General features: G+C 68.8%; 14 protein-coding genes. 5 read left to right on the plus strand and 9 right to left on the minus strand.

The genetic code is table 11. The features are described from left to right. The first annotated feature begins 2 nt into the window (after nucleotides 1–2). Together ACWD5Q_RS08135 and ACWD5Q_RS08140 are read left to right on the plus strand one after the other, a co-directional pair. Nucleotides 3–2,756 (plus strand): alkaline phosphatase family protein, encoded by a 2,754-nt coding sequence (locus ACWD5Q_RS08135; RefSeq protein ID WP_451426194.1) that lies wholly within the window; start codon nucleotides 3–5, stop codon nucleotides 2,754–2,756. Nucleotides 2,757–3,052: 296 nt separating this feature from the next. Further along, nucleotides 3,053–4,633: a DUF7405 family protein gene (locus tag ACWD5Q_RS08140; RefSeq protein WP_451426195.1), complete on the plus strand. Its 1,581-nt coding sequence runs from the start codon at nucleotides 3,053–3,055 to the stop codon at nucleotides 4,631–4,633. A 94-nt stretch (nucleotides 4,634–4,727) separates the two neighbouring features. On the opposite strand, the gene ACWD5Q_RS08145 is transcribed toward ACWD5Q_RS08140, so the two are convergent. The 9 genes from ACWD5Q_RS08145 to ACWD5Q_RS08185 form a co-directional block, all read right to left on the minus strand. Continuing rightward, nucleotides 4,728–5,447, minus strand: coding sequence for a GntR family transcriptional regulator (locus ACWD5Q_RS08145; RefSeq protein ID WP_451426196.1), 720 nt, complete (start codon nucleotides 5,445–5,447; stop codon nucleotides 4,728–4,730). 194 nt (nucleotides 5,448–5,641) lie between these two features. After that, nucleotides 5,642–6,502: an amidohydrolase family protein gene (locus ACWD5Q_RS08150; RefSeq protein WP_451426197.1), complete on the minus strand. Its 861-nt coding sequence runs from the start codon at nucleotides 6,500–6,502 to the stop codon at nucleotides 5,642–5,644. A gap of 55 nt (nucleotides 6,503–6,557) precedes the next feature. Continuing rightward, nucleotides 6,558–6,881, minus strand: coding sequence for an L-rhamnose mutarotase (locus ACWD5Q_RS08155; RefSeq protein WP_451426198.1), 324 nt, complete (start codon nucleotides 6,879–6,881; stop codon nucleotides 6,558–6,560). Next, nucleotides 6,878–8,431 (minus strand): sugar ABC transporter ATP-binding protein, encoded by a 1,554-nt coding sequence (locus tag ACWD5Q_RS08160; RefSeq protein ID WP_451426199.1) that lies wholly within the window; start codon nucleotides 8,429–8,431, stop codon nucleotides 6,878–6,880. Before ACWD5Q_RS08160 ends, ACWD5Q_RS08155 begins: the two co-directional genes overlap by 4 nt. A gap of 31 nt (nucleotides 8,432–8,462) precedes the next feature. Next, nucleotides 8,463–9,548, minus strand: a complete 1,086-nt coding sequence (locus tag ACWD5Q_RS08165; protein ID WP_451426200.1) for an ABC transporter permease — start codon at nucleotides 9,546–9,548, stop codon at nucleotides 8,463–8,465. Then, complete coding sequence (locus tag ACWD5Q_RS08170; RefSeq protein ID WP_451426201.1) at nucleotides 9,545–10,627, minus strand: ABC transporter permease; 1,083 nt, start codon at nucleotides 10,625–10,627, stop codon at nucleotides 9,545–9,547. The genes ACWD5Q_RS08165 and ACWD5Q_RS08170 overlap by 4 nt, the downstream gene beginning before the upstream one ends. After that, nucleotides 10,624–11,712: a mandelate racemase/muconate lactonizing enzyme family protein gene (locus tag ACWD5Q_RS08175; protein WP_451426202.1), complete on the minus strand. Its 1,089-nt coding sequence runs from the start codon at nucleotides 11,710–11,712 to the stop codon at nucleotides 10,624–10,626. Before ACWD5Q_RS08175 ends, ACWD5Q_RS08170 begins: the two co-directional genes overlap by 4 nt. A 35-nt stretch (nucleotides 11,713–11,747) precedes the next feature. Further along, entirely contained in the window at nucleotides 11,748–12,848 is a 1,101-nt protein-coding gene (locus ACWD5Q_RS08180) for a sugar ABC transporter substrate-binding protein (protein ID WP_451426203.1), read from the minus strand. 238 nt (nucleotides 12,849–13,086) lie between these two features. Continuing rightward, entirely contained in the window at nucleotides 13,087–15,240 is a 2,154-nt protein-coding gene (locus ACWD5Q_RS08185) for an alpha-galactosidase (RefSeq protein WP_451426204.1), read from the minus strand. Between the two features lie 217 nt (nucleotides 15,241–15,457). Here ACWD5Q_RS08185 and ACWD5Q_RS08190 point away from each other — a divergent pair, with 217 nt between their 5' ends. The 3 genes from ACWD5Q_RS08190 to ACWD5Q_RS08200 all read left to right on the plus strand — a co-directional run bounded on the left by ACWD5Q_RS08190 (nucleotide 15,458) and on the right by ACWD5Q_RS08200 (nucleotide 18,762). Further along, a complete protein-coding gene (locus tag ACWD5Q_RS08190; RefSeq protein ID WP_451426205.1) occupies nucleotides 15,458–16,603 on the plus strand; it encodes an ROK family protein in 1,146 nt (381 codons plus the stop codon). A 2-nt stretch (nucleotides 16,604–16,605) separates the two neighbouring features. Then, the gene (locus tag ACWD5Q_RS08195) at nucleotides 16,606–16,731 is read left to right on the plus strand and encodes a hypothetical protein (protein WP_451426206.1); all 126 of its coding nucleotides are present in this window, start codon (nucleotides 16,606–16,608) and stop codon (nucleotides 16,729–16,731) included. 153 nt (nucleotides 16,732–16,884) lie between these two features. Beyond that, nucleotides 16,885–18,762: an alpha-galactosidase D gene (locus tag ACWD5Q_RS08200; protein WP_451426207.1), complete on the plus strand. Its 1,878-nt coding sequence runs from the start codon at nucleotides 16,885–16,887 to the stop codon at nucleotides 18,760–18,762. The last annotated feature ends 132 nt before the right edge of the window (nucleotides 18,763–18,894 follow it).

Raw genomic sequence — 18,894 nt, forward strand, 5'->3', positions numbered from 1 at the left:
CCATGCAGGTAACTCGGCAGCGCCGGACCATCGAGAAGGAACAGATCAGCCTTTTCGGCAGACGCGTGGGTCGCCGGACGGTGCTGGTGACCGCGGGTATCGCCGTCGCCCTCGCCGTCACGGGCACCGCTGTTGCCCAGACGCACCAGTTCGGCACGCAGCAGGTCGGCCAGGTCACCGCTGACGGCCAGGTCGTCTCCGCCGACCAGTACATCGCCCCGTACGGCAGCCGCACCGTCATCAACGACGGCAAGATCATGTCGTCCTCGGTCAGCCCGGACGGCAGCCATCTGGCGGCCTCCATCGCCGACGGGCCCGCGTCGCTGGTCATCATGGATCTCAAGACAGGGCAGCTGAAGCAGCGCATCGGGACCAACGCGAAGGACGACCTGCGCATCAAGAGCGGCTCCGTCGGCCAGGAGGGCCCGACGTACTCGCCCGACGGTTCGCAGCTGTGGCTGGGCCAGAGCGACGGCTACACCAAGTTCACCGTGAACGCGGACGGCACCCTCTCCACCCCGACGACCGTCTCGATCCCGGCCGACGGCTCCAAGCACGCGCTGGTGGGCGCGGCGGTGTTCTCGGCCGACGGCTCCACCGTGTACTCGGCGGTCAACGGCCAGAACCGGGTGGTCGCCATCGACGCGGCGACCGGGGCCATCAAGCAGAGCTGGGCCGTGGGCAACGCTCCCCGGGGCATGGCCATGGTCGGCAACAAGCTCTACGTCAGCAACGAGGGCGGGCGTCCGGCCCAGGCCGGCGACACGACGATGAACTCCTACGGCACCCAGGTGCCGGCCAACCCGGACACCGGTGCCACCACCACCGGCACGGTCAGCGTCATCAACCTGGCGGACCCGTCCGCTGCCGTCGGGAGCATCGGCGTCGGTCTGCACCCGACCGCGGTGTACGCCAAGAAGGGGGCGGTGTTCGTCACCAACACCGCCGACAACAACGTGTCGGTCATCAACACCGCCAACGACAAGGTCGTGCAGACCATCGCCACCCAGCCGTGGCCGGAGGCGAAGGTCGGCTACGAGCCCAACGCGGTGTCGCTCACCGACGACGGCCGTCTGCTGGTGACGCTCGGCCGCGCCAACGCGGTCGCCGTGTACCGCTACACCTCCCCGCAGGAGCCGGCCAGCTACGTCGGCCTGCTCCCGACGGACTACTTCCCCGCGGAGATCGCCACCGTGGGCAAGAACGTGGTCGTCTCCAACACCCGTGGTATCGACGCCCGTCGTCCCGACAGCGCCGGCCACGGCACCCATGACACGACGTCGAGCCTGACGCAGTTCACGCTGCCGGACGACAGCGTCATCAGGTCCGAGACGGCCAAGGTCTTCAAGCAGAACGGCTGGACCGCCGACTCGCTCAAGCTGGCCCGGGGCAAGAGCAAGACGATGCCGGTGCCGGTCCCGGTGCGGCTCGGCGACCCCTCGACGATCAAGCACGTCTTCCTGCTCGTCAAGGAGAACCGGACCTACGACCAGGTCTTCGGTGACATGCCGCAGGGCAACGGCGACGCGTCGCTGACGCAGTTCGGCGAGAATGTGACGCCGAACCAGCACGCGCTGGCTCAGCAGTTCGGGCTGTACGACAACTTCTATGACATCGGCACGAATTCCGCCGAGGGTCACAACTGGCTGATGCAGTCCGACAACCCGGAGTACACCGAGTCCTCGGCCGGTGAGTACACGCGCAGCTACGACACCGAGGACGACGCGCTCGGCCACCAGAAGTCCGGGTTCATCTGGACCGGTGCGCAGGCGGCCGGCAAGTCCGTCAAGGACTACGGTGAGTTCCAGTCGTTCGAGAGCAAGCCGTCCGGCGCGACCTGGCAGAACCTGTACTGCGACGCCAAGAACATGGACGCGACCGGGCAGAAGACCGCCTACCCCATTCAGACGGGCTCGGCGATCCCGTCGCTCAACAAGGTGTCGGTGCCCGGCTTCCCGCTGTTCGACCTCAACGTCCCCGACGTCTACAAGTACCAGATCTGGAAGCAGGACTTCGAGAAGAACGGTCCGGCGAACCTGAATATGTTCTGGTTCTCCAACGACCACACCGGTGGTCCGGCGAACGCGGCCGCCGAGGTCGCGGACAACGACCTCGCGGTCGGCAAGATGGTGGACGAGATCACGCACAGCACGTACTGGAAGGACTCGGCGATCTTCGTCGTCGAGGACGACTCCCAGGCCGGCCTCGACCACGTCGACGGCCACCGTGCCCCGGTCCAGATCATCAGCCCCTGGGCCAAGCACGGCACCGTCGACAGCCACTACTACTCGCAGATCACGATGGTCCGCACCATCGAGCAGATCCTCGGGATCCACCCGATGAACCAGAAGGACAGCGCGGCCACCCCGATGTTCGGTGCGTTCACGCGGCACGCGGACAACACGCCGTTCACCGCGGTGCCCAACCGGACCTCGCTCACCCTCGGCGTGAGCCCCCAGCCCTCCTGCGGCGCGGACACCCCGGCGCCGCAGAACGCCAAGGCGGCACCCGCGCCGACGTCGGCAAAGGTGCCGGCGGCCGAGCAGCACGTCGCGGCGCAGTGGAAGGGCTGGGAGTCGCACCAGCGGCTGACCGGACCGAACGCCGTGCCCGACTACGCGAACCCCGCGCAGATGAACCACTTCACGTGGTACGAGACGCACAACTGGACCAAGCCGTACCCCGGGGAGAGCAAGATCTACGCGCCGAACGACGTACCGGGCGCCTACATCCCGTCGTCGGAGTCCGACGGCTGACGTAGGCAGATCGCGTCAAGGGGCCCCTGGCCGGCATGAGCGCCGGCCAGGGGCCCCCTGCCGTCCCGCTCATCCTCCGGGGCACACGCGGCCGGCCGACGGTTGCGGCAAAGCCTGGGAGCGGCGTCGGCACCACCCCGGCGCCGACCCGCAGGGCTGCTCGCTCCGTGGTGGCCGGCGCTGCCCCTCACCGGCGTAGGCCCGAGTCGAATGGCCCACGACGACTGGCAGCCGCTCCGCCTTCATGGGTGAATCAGGTGACCATTACTGCGCCGCCCCCCGGGAGGATGGAGCCCGTGAAAGACGAGGAAAAGAAAGGCTTGTCCGACCCGGAGGAATCCTCGCATCCGAGCAGACGAGGCTTTGTCGCGGGCGCAACTCTTGGAGTGGCGCTCGCCTCCGCAGGGATCTACGAGGTCATCGACAAGCTGGTCACCCCACCCGAGCGAGCCGCCGCGGAGGCCGACAAACCACTGCCGCCGGAACAGTACGCCATCCCCACACCACGACTCATCATGGACGACGGCACAGGCATCGCGAGCAGCAGCGGCACGATCCCCGTTCTCGTTCCGCCGTTGCACAATCACGTCATCACCGCGACGTTGAGGGTTCCGTCGGACGCGAATTCCCTGCGGGAGGCACAGCACCATCTGGAATCCGTCATCCAGGGCCTGGAGAAACGTTTCCCTCCCCCTCCCAGCGGCCTGGGGGTCGTCGTCGCCTGGGGGCTTCCCTATTTCCAGCACTACATCCCCAGCCTCGAAAAAGGGTCCGGCTTCTTCAAGGCGGGAACGCGGTACCCGGACTATTTGCCGGTTGACCTGATGACGTCCACACAGCGGGGCCGCACGGTCTATGCGCTCCAGGAAGCCAGAACGTATCCCAGCGACCAGCCACCTGCCGGCTTCGGGCAGGTCCGGCTGGAGCAGAACCACGTGGCCGTGCTCCTGCGCAGTGACTCTCTCGACAACATCATGGAAGGCACGAACGCTCTCTTCGGGACGGGAAGCGACCAGGCCGGCGATCTCTTCAAGGTGACCAGCATCCGAAGAGGCTTCACGGGCGGCGCTCACACGGGGCAGCAATCGCTAGCCAGTAAGCTGGCCCTTGACGCGGGCCTGCCCGGAGCGAAGTCCATTCCCGCGCACGCTCCCGTCTTTCTCGGCTTCACCACCACGCTCAAGTCCGCGGAAAGCTCCACTCCCGTGTCGAATCTGGAGACGCTTCCCGGATGGACCGACCAATGGCCCAACGGCTACTTCAGGTACGGGACCATCATGCCTCTCTCGCACCTGTACTCGGATCTGGCCACCTGGTACGGGGAAGGACGGGCGGGTTCGCAGGACTTTCCGGTCTACGCCGACCGACTCCGCGCCATGTACCAGCCCGGACTCTCGGTCCCTGGAGGAACGGTGACCCTGGATCCTCCCGTCGAAAGCGAAGAAGACGTCTTCCAGCGAGTCAAGAAATCCGGTAGCTATGGTCACAATGGGAGCATGCAGCCGGTGAACCGCCTACAGAAAGCGACAACCAGCAATTATGGCGTGTCCTACCCGGTCGGCACACCTGTGTCCAATCGCGGTGATTTCGCGACGCTGGACAACCCGTTTTTCTACACATCCGACCCGATCGGTGACCATTACAGTGCCCAGAAAGCCGCCGGGTTGCACTTCCTGATCTTCGTGCCGACGGCCGAGACGTTCAACCGTATTCGCCTGGCGATGGACGGACACTACCCCGATGGCAAAAGAATCGACTTCTCCCCGCGCTCCCCCGAAGCCGGCTTGAATTCGGTCGTCCACACCACTCACCGCCAGAACTTTCTGATTCCACCACGGAGCAGCCGTTCGTTCCCGCTCGCGGAGTTCCTGAGCTGACCGGGGCCTGCGGCCGCCGTGATCGCCGCGTCACCGCTGTCCGGGTTCGGCGCATCGTCGTACGGGCGCGGGTGCGGGACCTCCGCGACGCCGGTCAGGACTTCAGGCCCTGGCTGAGCTGCCGCTGGAGGCTGCGTCCGAGGTGCTCCGCCATGGCTTCGGCGGCGCGGTCGGGCTTGCGGCGCAGTATCGCGCGCACGACGCGTTCGTGCTCCGCCAGCGTCGGGTCGTCGGCGATCCTGAAACTTCTGAGTCGAAAGACATGCAGATGGGAGTGGAGCCGCTCCACCGCGTCGGCGAGCAGCGGACGTTGCGAGGCCACCGCGATCGCGTCGTGAAAGCGCTGGTCGAGAGCGGCGAAGTCGCGGTAGTCCGCGTACCGCCCCGTCGGCCCCGGATGAGTCTGCATCTCCTCCACGAGCCGCTCGATCGAGTCGAACTGCTCCTCGGCGGCATTGATGGCGGCGAGCGCCGCTGCGCGCGGTTCGAGGAGGAGTCGCATCTCGAAGAGCTCCTCAAGGCCCTCGCGGGTCAGCAACTCGGTCGCCCGATACCCGGAGAGCGACCTTTTCACCACGAGTCCGTCGGACTCGAGCCGGGCCAGTGACTCACGGACGGGTGTGGGCGAGACACCCAGAGCACGTGACAGCGCCTCGATCCCCACGCGTGCGCCAGGGGCGATCTCATGGTCCATGACCATGGCTTTGATCTGCTCGTAGACACTGTCCGAAAGGACCTGGCGGCCAGGACCGGCGGACTGGCTTCTTCCTTCGGACTCCGGGGCCCGGGCAGCGGAGCTGTCATGCGGTGGCATCCGTTCTCCTGCTCCTGCTGCTCCGGGGGTCTCGGGACGAAGGAAGTTTACCGACGTGAGGGCCTTTCCCTTGCCCGGCGTCTCGGCCGCACGGCCGCCCCGGGTGCCCGCAGTCCCGGCCTGGGCTCGTCCCGTGTTCGGCATCGGTGATCGGGCCTCGACCGTGGTGAAGCCCACCGCAGGCGTCGGCGGCGTCAGGGCAGGCGCAGCCGGTAGGCGTTCACGGCCGTGCCGCCGAAAACACCGGCCCGTTCGTCCACGCTGAGCCCGGCCGTCAGAGCACGGGCCGCATCGAGCACCTCCGCGTAGTCGGCGGCCACCGTGCACACGGGCCAGTCGGAGCCGTACATGACCCGGTCCGGTCCGAAGGCGGCGAGAACCGTCTCGGCGAAAGGACGCAGGTCGTCGACTGTCCATCCGTGCCAGTCGGCCTCCGTGACCAGGCCGGACAGCTTGCAGAAGGTGTTGGCTTCGGCCGCCAGGGCCCGTAGTTCGGAAGCCCACGGTTCGAGCGCGCCCGACGCGATGGCGGGTTTGCCGACGTGATCCAGGACGAACCTGAGGCCCGGCAGACGGCGGGCCGCGGCGGTGGCCGCGGGCAGTTGGTGCGGGAGGACGACGAGGTCGTAGGCCAGGCCTGCGTCGGCCACCGCGGACAGTCCCCGCAGGACGTCCTCCCGTACCAGCCACTGCGGGTCGGGTTCCGACTGCACCTGGTGCCGGATGCCCACCAGCCGTCCGCCGCCGGGCAGTTCACGCAGCCGGGCGAGCGTGTCCGCCACATCGGGAGCTGTCAGGTCGGTCCATCCGACCACACCGGCGGCCAGCGGATCGGAGGCCGCCTGCGCCAGCATCTCGGGGGTCTCCTCCGGGACCGTCACGGTCTGGACCATCACGGTCGCGCCGACTCCGGCCCGCTCGGCCAGCGGACGCAGATCCGTCAGCGAGAAGGTCCTGCGCAGCGGCGCGAGTTCGGGGCCGTTGATCCATTCCTGGTCCCGCACGGCCAGGTCCCACACATGGTGGTGGGCATCGACGAGCGGCGTGTCGCTCATGCGGTTCTCTTCTCCTTCTCCTTCTCCGATCCGTCCTCGATTGATGAGGAGGACGTCACGGCATGAGGAACACCTGCTCCATCGAGACCCACCACTCCCCCGGTGCCGCCTCCTGCACCGGCTGCTGGCAGGGTGCGGTGAGCCGCCACCAGGCCTGCGTCGCCTCGTCGGCGGCCATGCGGGCCATGTCCGCGGTCAGATCGTCACCGTGGTACTCGAAGTAGCCGAACAGCAGGTCGCCGAGCAGGTGGATCGAGTAGTTCCGGATGTGGCAGTCCCGCAGTGTGTCCAGCACCGGCTGGGGCACGTCGCGGTGCAGGTCACAGTACGTCTCCAACTGCTCCGGGCGGACCCGGATCACCTGCGCCACGCGCCTCATTCCGCGTGCTCCGCGTTCTCCTGCGACGTCACTGCCGAGAGCGCACGGTCGTGGATGATGCGGATGATCCGGCCGCTCATCCGGTCGTAGTCACGGTCGTTGTCGACCTCGCCGCGGATACGGTGGTCGGCCATGACGAGGACACGGTCCGCCAGCGTGATCATCTCGGTGAGGTCGCTGCTGATCAGCAGGATCGGCAGACCTCCGCGGGCGAGCTCCCAGAGGAGTTCGTGGAAGCCATGTTTGGTACGTACGTCGACACCCACGGTCGGCTCGTCGACGATCAGCAGCCGAGTGTCGGCCGCGAGCCACTTCGCCAGGCTCACTTTCTGCTGGTTGCCCCCGGACAGTTCACCAGCATTCCGGTCGAGGCCCGAGACACGGATGCCGAGGCGTTCGACCAGGTCCTGCGCAACGTTGCGTTCCTCGGCGGCGGAGATGAACCCGAGGGCCTTGGCCAGCTTCTTCCACACGGTGACCGTGATGTTACGGTCGATGGGCTGTTCGAGGAAGATGCCCTCTTCCTTGCGGTTCTCGGTCAGATAGCCGATGCCGAACTCGTGCAGCGCCTGGCGGGGCGAAGCGATCCGGGCCGGCTTGCCGTGCACCCTGATCTCGCCGCCGGTGACCCGGTCGAGGCCCAGAACGGCCTTGACCAGTTCACTGCGCCCGGCGCCGACGAGCCCGTAGAGGCCGACGATCTCACCGGGCCGCACCTCCAGGGAGATGTCCCGGTGGCCGTTGGCGGTGGAGATCCGATCGAGTGAGAGCACCGGGGTGGCCGTGAGGTCCGGGGTGCGCGGCCGCATCTCGGTCGCCGTGTGTGCACGGCCCACCATCAGGTTCACGATGTCGTCGTGCGTGTGGTCGGCGAGCGGTGAGGACTCCAGTACGGACCTGCCGTCGCGCAGCACGGTGACGGTGTCGCAGATCGCGAAGACCTCTTCCAGCTTGTGGCTCACGAAGACGACGCACGTGTCACGGGCCGTCAGCCGCCGGACCACGTCGAAGAGGCGCTCGGCCTCCTGCGGGGACAACGAGGCGGTCGGCTCGTCGAGCAGCAGCACCTCGCTCTCGGTGTGGAGCGCCTTCGCGATCTCCACCAACTGCTGCTGGGCCACGGACAGTTCGCGGACCGGCTGGAGCGGATCGAGATCCAGGCCCAGCTCCGCCAGGCAGCGCAGGGCGGGCGCGTTCATGGCCTCCCGTTCGACGAGTCCGCGGCGCGAGGGCGGGCTCTGCAGCGTGATGTTCTCCGCCACCGAGAAGTCGGGTATGAGGTTGCGTTCCTGGTGGACGACGCCGATGCCGGTCCGGGTGGCCTCCAGCGGCGAGCGCAGATGGACCTCCTCACCGCGCCAGGTGAGCCGGCCGCCGTCGGGAGGGTGGACGCCGGTCAGGACCTTGATGAGGGTGGACTTCCCCGCACCGTTCTCGCCCAGCAGCGCGTGCACGGATCCGGCCGTCAGGCGCAGGCCGACGCCGTCCAGGGCCCGTACTCCGGGGAAGACCTTGACGATCTCCCGGCCTTCGAGAAGAACGTCGCTCATCGCGCACCTTTCACGTTCGGAAGGATGTCGCTCATCGGGCACCTCCCGTGTTCGGCAGGGCGGCGTCGGCCGTCGGTCCCGGGTCGACCGGTGCCGGCGGGATGCTCTGCCGTCCGTTGCGCCCCTTGCCCTTCTTCTCCACATGTGACTGGTGGATGCGGCCGCCGACCACCGTGCCGAGCACGACCAGGCCGATGAGGAAGTTCACCCAGCTCGGGTCGAGCGAGAACTGGGCGCGCGCGGCGTCGATGAGCCGCATGACGAATGCCGCCAGCACCGTGCCGAACACCGCGACGGATCCGCCGTTCAGGGCGACACCTCCGATGATCGGAGCGGCGAAGCTCGGCAGCAGCCAGTCTCCGCCGACGCTGCGGTTGACGCCGGGCAGCGACGCGGTCGCGGTCACGGCGGCGACGCCGACCAGGAGGCCGGACAGCGTGTGGGCGAGCACGATCTGCCGGTCGGTGGAGATACCCGACAGTCTCGCCGCCAGCGGGTTGCCGCCGGCCGCGAGGAGCCGGCGACCGGCGGTCGCACGGTACAGGAACGCGGCCAGCAGGGCCGCCGCGGCGAGCGCCGTGAGAAACACCAGCGGGAGGTTCAGGAGAGCAGCCCGGCCGAGGCGTCTGAGGGTCGGTGAGTAGCCGTCGATGGTGCGCGTGCCGGCCAGCCGGTACTGGGCTCCCAGCAGGATGGTCATCGTTCCGAGCGTGACGATGAAGCCGTTGATCCGCGTCGCCACGATGAACACACCGGTCACCAGACCGACCAGCGTCGCCGCGAGGACGCCGGCCGCGACGGCGATCGGTGCCGGGACACCGTCGTCGGCCATCAGGACACCCATCAGACAGGCCGTGAAGCCGCCCAGGGCACCGACCGCGAGGTTGAGCTGTCCGACGCACAGAGCGGTCATCTGGGCCAGGCCGATGAGAATGGGTGTGGCCAGGTACTGCAGGAAGGTCCGGACCGACGGCCCCTGGAAGAACTCGCCCGACGAGGCCGCCCCCAGGGCGACGTAGCCGGCCAGCGTCACGCACAGCAGTGTCATCGTCGTGGAGCGGGAGAAGCGGCGCAGGGCCGCGCCGGTACGGGCTCCGCGGTCGTTGCTGGTGATCACGTGGAGCGCACCACCTTGCGATAGGACACGACGGCGCGTACCCGGTCGGCCGACAGGGCCAGCAGGAGGACGCAGCCGAGGTAGATGTTCAGGCTCTCCAGGCCGACGCCGAGCAGATCCAGGCCCTTGCGGATCACGCCGACCAGCGACGTGCCCAGCAGGACGCCGAGTACGGAGACGACGCCGCCGGTGAGGAGGGTGCCGCCGAGGACGGCGCCGAGGAAGGAGGGCAGCATGAAGTCCTCGCCGATGGAGGCGCGGAACGTGCCGGTGCTGACGGCGGCCATGAAGCCGGCGAGCGCGGCGAGCAGTCCGGACAGGGTGTGCGCGAGGATCACGCGGCGGCCCGTGGGGATGCCCGACAGCTCCGCCGCCGCCGGGTTGGCGCCGGTCAGCAGCAGCTCCCGGCCCATGCGGGTGCGGCTGTACAGGAAACCGAGGCCGACCAGCGCCAGCACCGTGAACTGGGCCAGCTGCGGGACGGCCGGGGATCCGCAGACGGGACCGACACAGATGTCGGCGAGCGAGGTGGAGCGCAGGTCCAGGAGCCCGTTCGGCTGCGTGGTGAAGGCCGCGTTCTCGGTCAACGCCGAGTAGAGCAGGGAGACCAGTCCCAGCAGGGCGAAGTCCATGGCCAGGGTGACCACGAAGGAGCTCACGCCGGTACGGGCGATGATCCAGCCGGTCAGGGCGCCGATGACGGCACCGGCGAACAGGCACAGCAGCAGGCCGAGTTGAAGCGGCAGACCGAGCCGGTCGTAGCCGAGGCCCGCGAAGAGGGCGCCGAAGGCCGCCATCCGGCCGACGGCGAGGTTCATGTGTCCCACGGAGAGGACCACCATCTGGGCGAGCGCCACCACGGTCAGCGTCGAGATGTCCCGCAACAGGGGGAACAGTACGAGCCGTTCGTCGAGGAACGCCGGCCGCAGAACGCCGAACAGTGCGGCGAGAGCGACGGTGAGCACCAGGAGACCGAGCCGCTGGTTCACCCAGAACGGCAGCCGCTGCGCGGGCTGCGGCGCGGCATCCGCCCCCTCGGCCCGGCTGTCGTTCTCCGGTGTCGCGGTGGGTGCCTTCATGCCACCCTCCTGTTGTCGATGGCGTCCATGTCCCAGTCGATCCCGATGCCCGGCACGTCCGGTGCCACGGCCTGTCCGTCGCGGACCGTCAGTTCGGTGCGGGTCACGGCTCTCAGCTGCGGGATGTACTCGACGAACATGCCGTTGGGCACCGCGGCGGCCAGGCTGACATGCAGTTCCATCAGGAAGTGCGGGCAGACCATGACGTTGTGGCTCTCCGCCGTGTGCGCGACCTTCAGCCACGGTGTGATGCCGCCGACGCGCGCGGCGTCGACCTGGATGACGGAGGCGGCGCCCGACTCCAGGTACGCGCGGAACTGCATGGCGGAGTAGAGGGACTCGCCGACGGCGACGGGAATCCGGGTCGCGGCCGCCAGGCGGGCGTGTCCGCTGACGTCGTCGGCCGGAAGGGGCTCTTCGAGCCAGTACGGGTCGTAGGGTTCGAGGGCGGCCGCGAGGCGGAGCGCCGAGGAGATGGTCTGCGACTGGTTGGCGTCGGTCATGATGTGCATCGACGGACCGACGGCCTCGCGGACGGCGCGCAGCCGTTCGGCGTCCTCGGCCACGTGCGGCTTGCCCACCTTGATCTTGACGCCCGCCCACCCCGCCTTCTGGGCCTGAAGCGCGGATCGGATCAGCTCCTCGGTGCTCAGGTGGAGCCAGCCGCCCTCGGTGTCGTAGAGCGGGACCTCCTGGCGGTGGCCGCCGGCCAGCCGCCACAGCGGTTCGCCGGCGCGCTTGCACCGCAGGTCCCACAGCGCGGTGTCCACGGCGGCGAGGGCGAGGGAGGTGATGGCTCCGGTGGTGGTGGCCCGCGTCGTGGCGAACAGCCGCTGCCACAGGGCTTCGACGTTGCGGGCGTCCGCTCCGACGAGGAGAGGCAGCAGGTGCTCCCGGAGCAGGGCCAGGACGGACGACCCGCCGGTGCCGATCGTGTAGGCGTAGCCGGTTCCCCTCAGGCCGTCCCCGGTGGTGATCTCGACGAGGATCGTCTCCTGCTTGACGAAGGCCTGCACGGCGTCCGTGCGGTCCTTCTCCACCGCGATGTCGGCGAGCAGTGCCGTGGCGGTCGTGATGATGGTCATCGTTCGAGGTCCGCTTTCCGTAGTGCCGTCGGCGGTCACGTGCAGGCGAGGAACGTGTCTGCGAACTGCTTCTTGAGCTGCTCGGTCTTCGCCTTCCTGGCCGAGTCGTAGGTGCCCACGTTCGCCTTGGTGACCACGAACGAGCCGGAGTCGATGATCTGGCCCGGGTGGCGCATGGTGCACTGCTTCGTCTGCAGCAGCGCCAGCGCCCAGGTCCCCACCTCGGCCTGTCCCACGGGGTTCTGCACCACGGTGGCGGCGACGGAGCCGTCCTTGATCCCGCTGAGGATCTTGGCGTCGTCGTCGATGGCGACGACCTTGGCCTTGGATCCGGAGCTCTTGACCGCGTCGGCGGCGGCGACGGCGGGGTTGTAGGCGGTGGTGACGATGCCCTGGATCTGGTTGCCCTTCGCCGCGAGCAGGTCGGAGACCGCCTTCTGCGCGGTCTGCAGGTCCTTGTCGACGTCGGTGATGGTCTGCAGCAGCTTCACCTTGCCGCCGGTCTCCTGCACCGCCCTGGTCACGCCCTTGATGCGCAACTGCGTGTTGGCGTCCACGTTGTTGCCGGTGAGGTGGACCAGCGTGCCCTTGCCGCCCATGGCGTCGATCGCGGCCTTGGCCGCCTTGTAGGCGGCGACCTCCACGTCCGTGGACAGGCAGAAGTCGGCCTTGTTGACGCCTCCGGCCGGGCAGGAGGCGAGCGACGCCACGGCGAAGCCCTGTGACTTGAGGTCCGCGAAGGTGGTGTTGATGTCGGTGGGCGAGACCCCGAAGATCCCGAACGCGTTGTAACCGCGGGCCGCCAGGGTGGAGAGCAGGTTGTCCTGCTTCTGCTGGTCCCACTCGGAGGTCTCGTCGAAGGTCACGTCCCCGAGGCCGTACGTCTTCTTCGCCGCGGCTCCGGCCGTCTTCCACGGCTGGAAGTACGGGTGGGCGCCGCCGGGCACGAGGGCCACCTTGGTGCCCGACCCGTCGGCCAGCTCGGCGGTGCCCGTGCCGGACTTGCCGGACGCGGGGGCCGGGGCCCCGGTGCTGGAAGACGGACCGGAGGACTTGATGGTGCAGGCCGCCGAGCCCGCCATGAGTACAGCGGCTGCGACAGCTCCTGACAGAACGGAACGGGTCGGGGGACGCATCTCCACCACTTTCCAGAATCAAATAGGAAATCGGTAGGGCGATGTTCAGCCAGGCACCGCCCCCCGTCAACCCCCTGAACCGCAACGATCGATGACGATCGCTCTGACATGGCAGCTCACAGCGCCAGTCAACGGACAGCCAGACATGCGGAGAAGCACCGGAATCCGGTCACACAGACCCGGGGACCGGTCGCCGCCCGCGCGGATGGGGGTCGAAATCGTATAGGAAATCGGCGTCTCAGAGGGGGCCGGTGCCGTCCGCCGCCACGTCGTCGACCCTGATCAGGTGCAGGGACGTGCTGGACCAGTCACCGGCCGGCAGCTCGGGCGTGATCCCGTATCCGGTGAGTACGGACGCGTGGTGCACGGCGCCGGTGGCGGCGTCCCGGTAGCGCGCGGCGGGGTCCAGGCCGGCGAGCCTGAGGGCGCGACGCGGTGTGCCGTGCCGGGGTGCCCGCTGCCACACCAGCACGAGGACCTCCCGGCGGTCGGCGGTGGTGTACTGGACGGCGGTCGGCCCGTCGTCGACGGGACCGCGCAGCCGGTGCTGGGCGCCGTGCTGCACGATGTGACGGACCTTCTTGTACTCCGCCACCAGCTCCGCGCCCTGGGCGAGTTCCTCCGGTGTCCAGCGCGCGAGGTCACCGCCCACGGCCAGGACCCCCGCCATCGCGACGTGGAAGCGGTAACGAAGCGGCACCGAGCGGCCGGTGAGCTGGTTGGGCACGTCCGTGACCCAGGCCGCCATCACCTGGGCCGGGTAGATCTGGCTGAAGCCGTGCTGGATGGAGACCCGGTCCGCCGCGTCGGTGTTGTCGGACGGCCACGCCTGGTCGGTACGGGAGAGGATGCCCAGGTCGACGCGGCCGCCGCCACCGCTGCACGTCTCGATGCGCAGCCCGGGATGGTCCGCGCGCAGCCGGTCGATGACGCCGTAGAGGTTGTGCACGTACCGCGTCCACAGCAGGTCCTGCCCGTCCTCGCGGGCCGGCCAGCCGGCCTCGCTGAAGGCACGATTCATGTCCCACTTGAGGAAGTCGATCCCGTTGTCCGCGACCAACCGGGTCAGCCATCCGTACGCCCACTCGGCGATGTCGTCACGCGCGAAGTTGAGCACCAGTTGGTTGCGCAGTTCGGTGCGGGTGCGGTGCGGGTAGTGCAACACCCAGTCGGGGTGCGCCCGGTACAGGTCGCTGTCCGGGTTGACCATCTCGGGCTCCACCCACAGGCCGAATCGCATGCCGAGCCGGTGGACCTCCTCGACGAGCGGACGCAGCCCCTGCGGGAACCGCTCGGCGGCCGGGGTCCAGTCGCCGAGTCCGGCGGTGTCGTCGCGGCGGCCCCGGAACCAGCCGTCGTCGACGACGTAGAGTTCCACCCCGAGCTGCGCGGCCCGGGCCGCAAGCTCCCGCTGACCTGCCTCGTCGACGTCGAAGCCGGTGGCCTCCCAGGAGTTGAACAACACCGGGCGCGTCTCGTCCGGGTACGGGAGCACATGGCCTTGGACGTATCCGTGCCAGCCGCGGCTCGCCGCCCCGAAGCCGCCGTCGGTGTACAGGGCCGCGAAGCGCGGGGTCGCGTACTCCTCCCCGGGTCCGAGTGGCAGTTCCGCTCCGTCCTGCCCCGCTCCGCCCGTGAAGGACGTACGCCCGTCGGACGTGCGCTGCACGATGAGGTGCCAGCTTCCGCTCCAGGCCAGGGCCGCGCTCCACACCTCGCCCCGGTCCTCGGTGGCCCCGCCCTCGTCCAGCATCAGCCACGGGTTCGCGTGGTGGCTGGTGATGCCGCGCCGACTGGTGAGCACGGTCTCGCCGTGCGGCACCGGCTCCCTGTGCAGCAGGCTCTCCGCCGACCACTGGCCCGTGACATGGCTGATCCGGTAGTCGTCGCGCAGCGGAAGGGTCCAGGCGGCCGAGTCCGCGCGCAGCACCGTCATCGGCTGCCGCCCGGTGTTGCGCAGCACGGTCCAGCGCTCGATCACGTCCGTGTCGTCGTGCACGCGGTAGTGGAGCGTGACCGCCAGCGGGTAGTGGCGGTCTTGGAACTCAAGGGCGAGTTCCCTCGTTCCGGGCGCCGGCTCGCTGGTCCGGTGGCCCAGGTGCGCCCACTCGAAGGCCCGGGTGCCGTCGGCGAACCGCACCCGCAGGGACGGCGCCCCGTACCGGGCCCCGCCGTCGACCGGCAGCTCCTCGCCGGCCGGGGAGCGGCCCTCGAAGCTGCTGACCTCCCCGGCCGGGAGAGGCACGAGCTGACCGGCCGCGGCAAGGGGCAGCCGAGGCCCCCAGGCGAGGTGACAGGGCGCTCCCGTGGGGTCGATCCACAGCGCGTACGACGTGCGCGCGGTGGAGAGCAGCCAGACACCTGAGGTGGGGTCGAAGGAGATGGCAGACATGGTTCCTCACGTTGAGAGAGCGCCACACAGAAGCAGTGCGCAGCCAACCCTGCCTCTGATCAGCTGTCAACGCCTTCTCGCTGTCTGTCTTTCGCAGGTTCATCATGGTCAACTCCTGCTCTTGAAAAGGAGTGTGATTTATTTATTGACAGCGAAAAAGAACCTCCCTAAGTTTCCGGCCATGTGCCCGGCCCCCTCCCACGAGGCGGCTCCGACGATGACGCCGGCCGCTTCCCTGGTGTTCACCACCCTGCTCTCCCACGGTCCGCTCACCCGGACCGAGGTGGCGCGGCGCACCAGGCTCTCTCCGGCCGCCGTCACCAAGGCGGTCCGTCCGCTGATGGAACTCGGCTATCTGGTCGAGGGCGTGGACGAAGGGGCGCGGCCCACGGTGGGACGACCGGCCAATCTGGTGTGGGTGGACGGAGGGAGGGCGCTGTTCATCGGGATCAAGGTGACGGGCGACGAGATCATCGCCGTGCTGACCGACCTGTGCTGCCGTATCCGGGTCTCCCGGCACGTACGGCTCACGGGCCGCGAGCCGGAGACGGTGCTCCCCGCCATCACCGCGCTCGCACAGGAGTTGCTCACGGAGGCCGACGGATTCGGTGTGCGGGTGCGGGGGCTGGGCATCGCGATCTCGGGGGACGTGGACCGCGAGGACGGTGTGGTCCGCTACTCGCCCTTCCTGGAGTGGCGGGACGTACCGCTCGCCGAGATCGCGGGGGCCGCGACCGGGCTGCCGGTCACGGTCGACAACGACGTGCGGGCACTCACGGTCGCCGAGCACTGGTTCGGGGCCGGAGTCGGTCGCTCGGACTTCGCCCTGGTGACCGTGGGCGCCGGCATCGGCTGCGGCCTGGTGGTGCACGGGCGGGTGGTGGCGGGCGCACACGGCGTGGCCGGCGAGATCGGACATCTGTCCCTCGACCCGCTCGGGCCGCTCTGCTATTGCGGCAACCGGGGGTGTGTGGAGGCGATCGCGGCGGACCCCGCGATACTCCACGCGGTGCGCACGGCCACGGGCAGGCAGGTGACCGACGTGGCCGAGGCGCTGGAGCTGGCCCGCAGCGGGGACCCCGGTGTCAGAGGGGTCTATGCGCGGGCCGGCGAAGCCATCGGCAAGGCCATCGGCTTCCTGGCGAACATCCTCGGTCCCGAGCTGGTGATCATCTCCGGGGAGGGCCTTGCCGCCTACGACCTTGTCGCCGAGGGCATCCGTGACGCGTTCGCCGCGTCCGCCTTCGGTACCGCTGCGCAGTGCGACGTGATGACACGTCCCCTGCCGTTCGAGGAGTGGGCGCGCGGGGCCGCGGCCACCGCCATCCAGTCCTTCATGGGATCAGACACGTACGAGGAGTAACCATGCCACGTGCATCCATGACCGCGATCCCCGCGCTCCCTGTGCACTTCACCCGCACGCCCCTGGTGTACCTCGCGCTACGGCGACGGTTCATCAGCGGGCTCACCACCAGCTCGGGCAGGGGCTGAGCCGCACCGGCCCGACGCCCCGGCGGTCGGCCACCCGGCCGCTTCGCCCCGGCGCCCCGTCCGGTACCACACCCGTCTTCTGCCCGGATCAACGCCCGTCCCCCAGCGGGTACCACCGCACGATTGTGCTCACCCCATCCCAGGAGGCGACCCATGCGGTCATCCCCTTACAGAGCCCTGCGCGGAGCCCTCCCCGGCTTCCCGCGCCGTACCACGAGAGCGCTGATGGTCCTGGCCGTCACGGCCGGACTCGCCACAGCGGTCCCGGCCGCCGCCACCGAGGCCATGGCCGTCGGCTCGACGTCCACGACCACAGCCGTCACCGCGGCCACGACCACGGCGGACGCCGCCTCCGGCACGGCGGCCAAGCCGTTCATGGGCTGGTCCAGCTGGAGCATGCAGTCCTCCCATTACCCGGGCCTGAACCCGACGGGCGACTACAGCTACCTCACCGAGGCGAACGTCCTGAAGCAGGCGGACGCCCTCGCCACCACGCTGAAGCAGTACGGCTACACCTACGTCAACATCGACGCCGGCTGGTGGATGGACTCCAAGTGGACGTCGGAGTTCGACCAGTACGGCCGGCAGACGCCCGACCCGGCCCGGTTCCCCCACGGCATGAAGTCGGTCGCCGACCACATCCACTCCAAGGGTCTCAAGGCCGGCATCTACCTGCCCGTCGGCCTGGAGAAGGGGGCGTACGGCGACGGCAAGGTGCCGATCTGGAACGCCCCCGGCTGCACCACCGCGGACGTCGTCTACCCGGACCTGCGCACCACCAACGGCTGGGACAGCGCTTACAAGCTGAACTTCGGCAACCCCTGCGCGCAGAAGTACATCGACTCGCAGGCGCAGATGTTCGCCGACTGGGGATACGACTTCCTCAAGCTGGACGGCGTGGGCCCCGGCTCGTTCAAGTCGGGTGACAACTACGACAACGTCGCGGACGTCGCCGCCTGGCAGAAGGCCATAGCCGACACCGGGCGAGCGATCCACCTCGAGCTCTCCTGGTCGCTCGACGTCGGTCACGCCGCCGACTGGAAGAAGTACTCCAACGGCTGGCGCATCGACACCGACGTCGAGTGCTACTGCGACACCCTGGTCACCTGGGAGAACTCGGTCAACGACCGGTGGAACGACGCCCCGGCCTGGAGCCGCAAGGCAGGTCCCGGCGGCTGGAACGACCTCGACGCGATCGATGTCGGCAACGGGGCGATGGACGGTCTCACCCAGGCCGAGCGGCAGAGCTACATGACCCTGTGGGCCATCAACAAGTCGCCCCTGTACACCGGTGACGACATCACGAAGCTGGACAGCTACGGCCTCTCCCTGCTGAGCAACCAGGAAGTCATCGCGGTCGACCAGAACACGTCGCCCGTCGCGCGTCCCGTCACCCCGATGGGCGACCAGCAGGTCTGGGGAACCAAGAACCCCGACGGCAGCTACACCGTCGCCCTGTTCAACCTCGGCAACGCGCCGGCCTCCGTCACCGCCGACTGGGCGTCCTTCGGTTTCACCGGCGCGGCCTCCGTACGCGACCTGTGGAACCACCAGAACCTCGGCACGTACCGGAACAAGATCTCCGCGACACTGCCCGCACACGGCTCGCGGCTGTTCACCGTCAAGCCCGGCGGCGCCGGGCTGGCGACCACCAGGTACGAGGCCGAGTCCGCGAACAACACCCTGACCGGCAACGCCTCCATCGCCACATGCGGCGCCTGTTCCGGCGGAAAGAAGATCGGCAACCTCTACCTCGACAGCAAGTTGCAGTTCAACGACATCACGGTGAAGAAGGACGGCATCTACACCGTCAACGTCGCCTACGTCAGCGGCGACAGCCGCTCCGTGACCGTCTACTCCAACAGCGGCAACGGCACCAGCCTGAAGTTCCCCTCCACGGGCGACTGGGGAACGGTCGAGACCATCAGCGTCCAGTTGGCGCTGAAGGCGGGCTCCAACAGCATCACGTTCGACAGTGGCTGGGACTACTCACCTGACATCGACAGGATCGACGTACCCAAGTCCGTCTGACCCCGCCGCGGGGCCCGGGAGTGACACGACCCCGGGCCCCGCACCCGGGAACGTTCCCGCCCCCTCCCCCACACGGTCCCGGAGCGTCCGGGCGTGCCCACGCCCGCCGCATTCGTCTCACACACCGCCCGA

It is taken from the genome of Streptomyces sp. NPDC002513 (genome assembly GCF_053595355.1).

Bases quoted from the DNA above. Each gene is read 5' to 3' on its own strand.
- ACWD5Q_RS08135 (WP_451426194.1), top strand. From the start codon at position 3: ATGCAGGTAACTCGGCAGCGCCGGACCATCGAGAAGGAACAGATCAGC.
- ACWD5Q_RS08145 (WP_451426196.1), bottom strand. From the start codon at position 5,447: ATGCCACCGCATGACAGCTCCGCTGCCCGGGCCCCGGAGTCCGAAGGA.
- ACWD5Q_RS08150 (WP_451426197.1), bottom strand. From the start codon at position 6,502: ATGAGCGACACGCCGCTCGTCGATGCCCACCACCATGTGTGGGACCTG.
- ACWD5Q_RS08155 (WP_451426198.1), bottom strand. From the start codon at position 6,881: ATGAGGCGCGTGGCGCAGGTGATCCGGGTCCGCCCGGAGCAGTTGGAG.
- ACWD5Q_RS08160 (WP_451426199.1), bottom strand. From the start codon at position 8,431: ATGAGCGACGTTCTTCTCGAAGGCCGGGAGATCGTCAAGGTCTTCCCC.
- ACWD5Q_RS08170 (WP_451426201.1), bottom strand. From the start codon at position 10,627: ATGAAGGCACCCACCGCGACACCGGAGAACGACAGCCGGGCCGAGGGG.
- ACWD5Q_RS08175 (WP_451426202.1), bottom strand. From the start codon at position 11,712: ATGACCATCATCACGACCGCCACGGCACTGCTCGCCGACATCGCGGTG.
- ACWD5Q_RS08180 (WP_451426203.1), bottom strand. From the start codon at position 12,848: ATGCGTCCCCCGACCCGTTCCGTTCTGTCAGGAGCTGTCGCAGCCGCT.
- ACWD5Q_RS08185 (WP_451426204.1), bottom strand. From the start codon at position 15,240: ATGTCTGCCATCTCCTTCGACCCCACCTCAGGTGTCTGGCTGCTCTCC.
- ACWD5Q_RS08190 (WP_451426205.1), top strand. From the start codon at position 15,458: ATGACGCCGGCCGCTTCCCTGGTGTTCACCACCCTGCTCTCCCACGGT.
- ACWD5Q_RS08195 (WP_451426206.1), top strand. From the start codon at position 16,606: ATGCCACGTGCATCCATGACCGCGATCCCCGCGCTCCCTGTGCACTTC.
- ACWD5Q_RS08200 (WP_451426207.1), top strand. From the start codon at position 16,885: ATGCGGTCATCCCCTTACAGAGCCCTGCGCGGAGCCCTCCCCGGCTTC.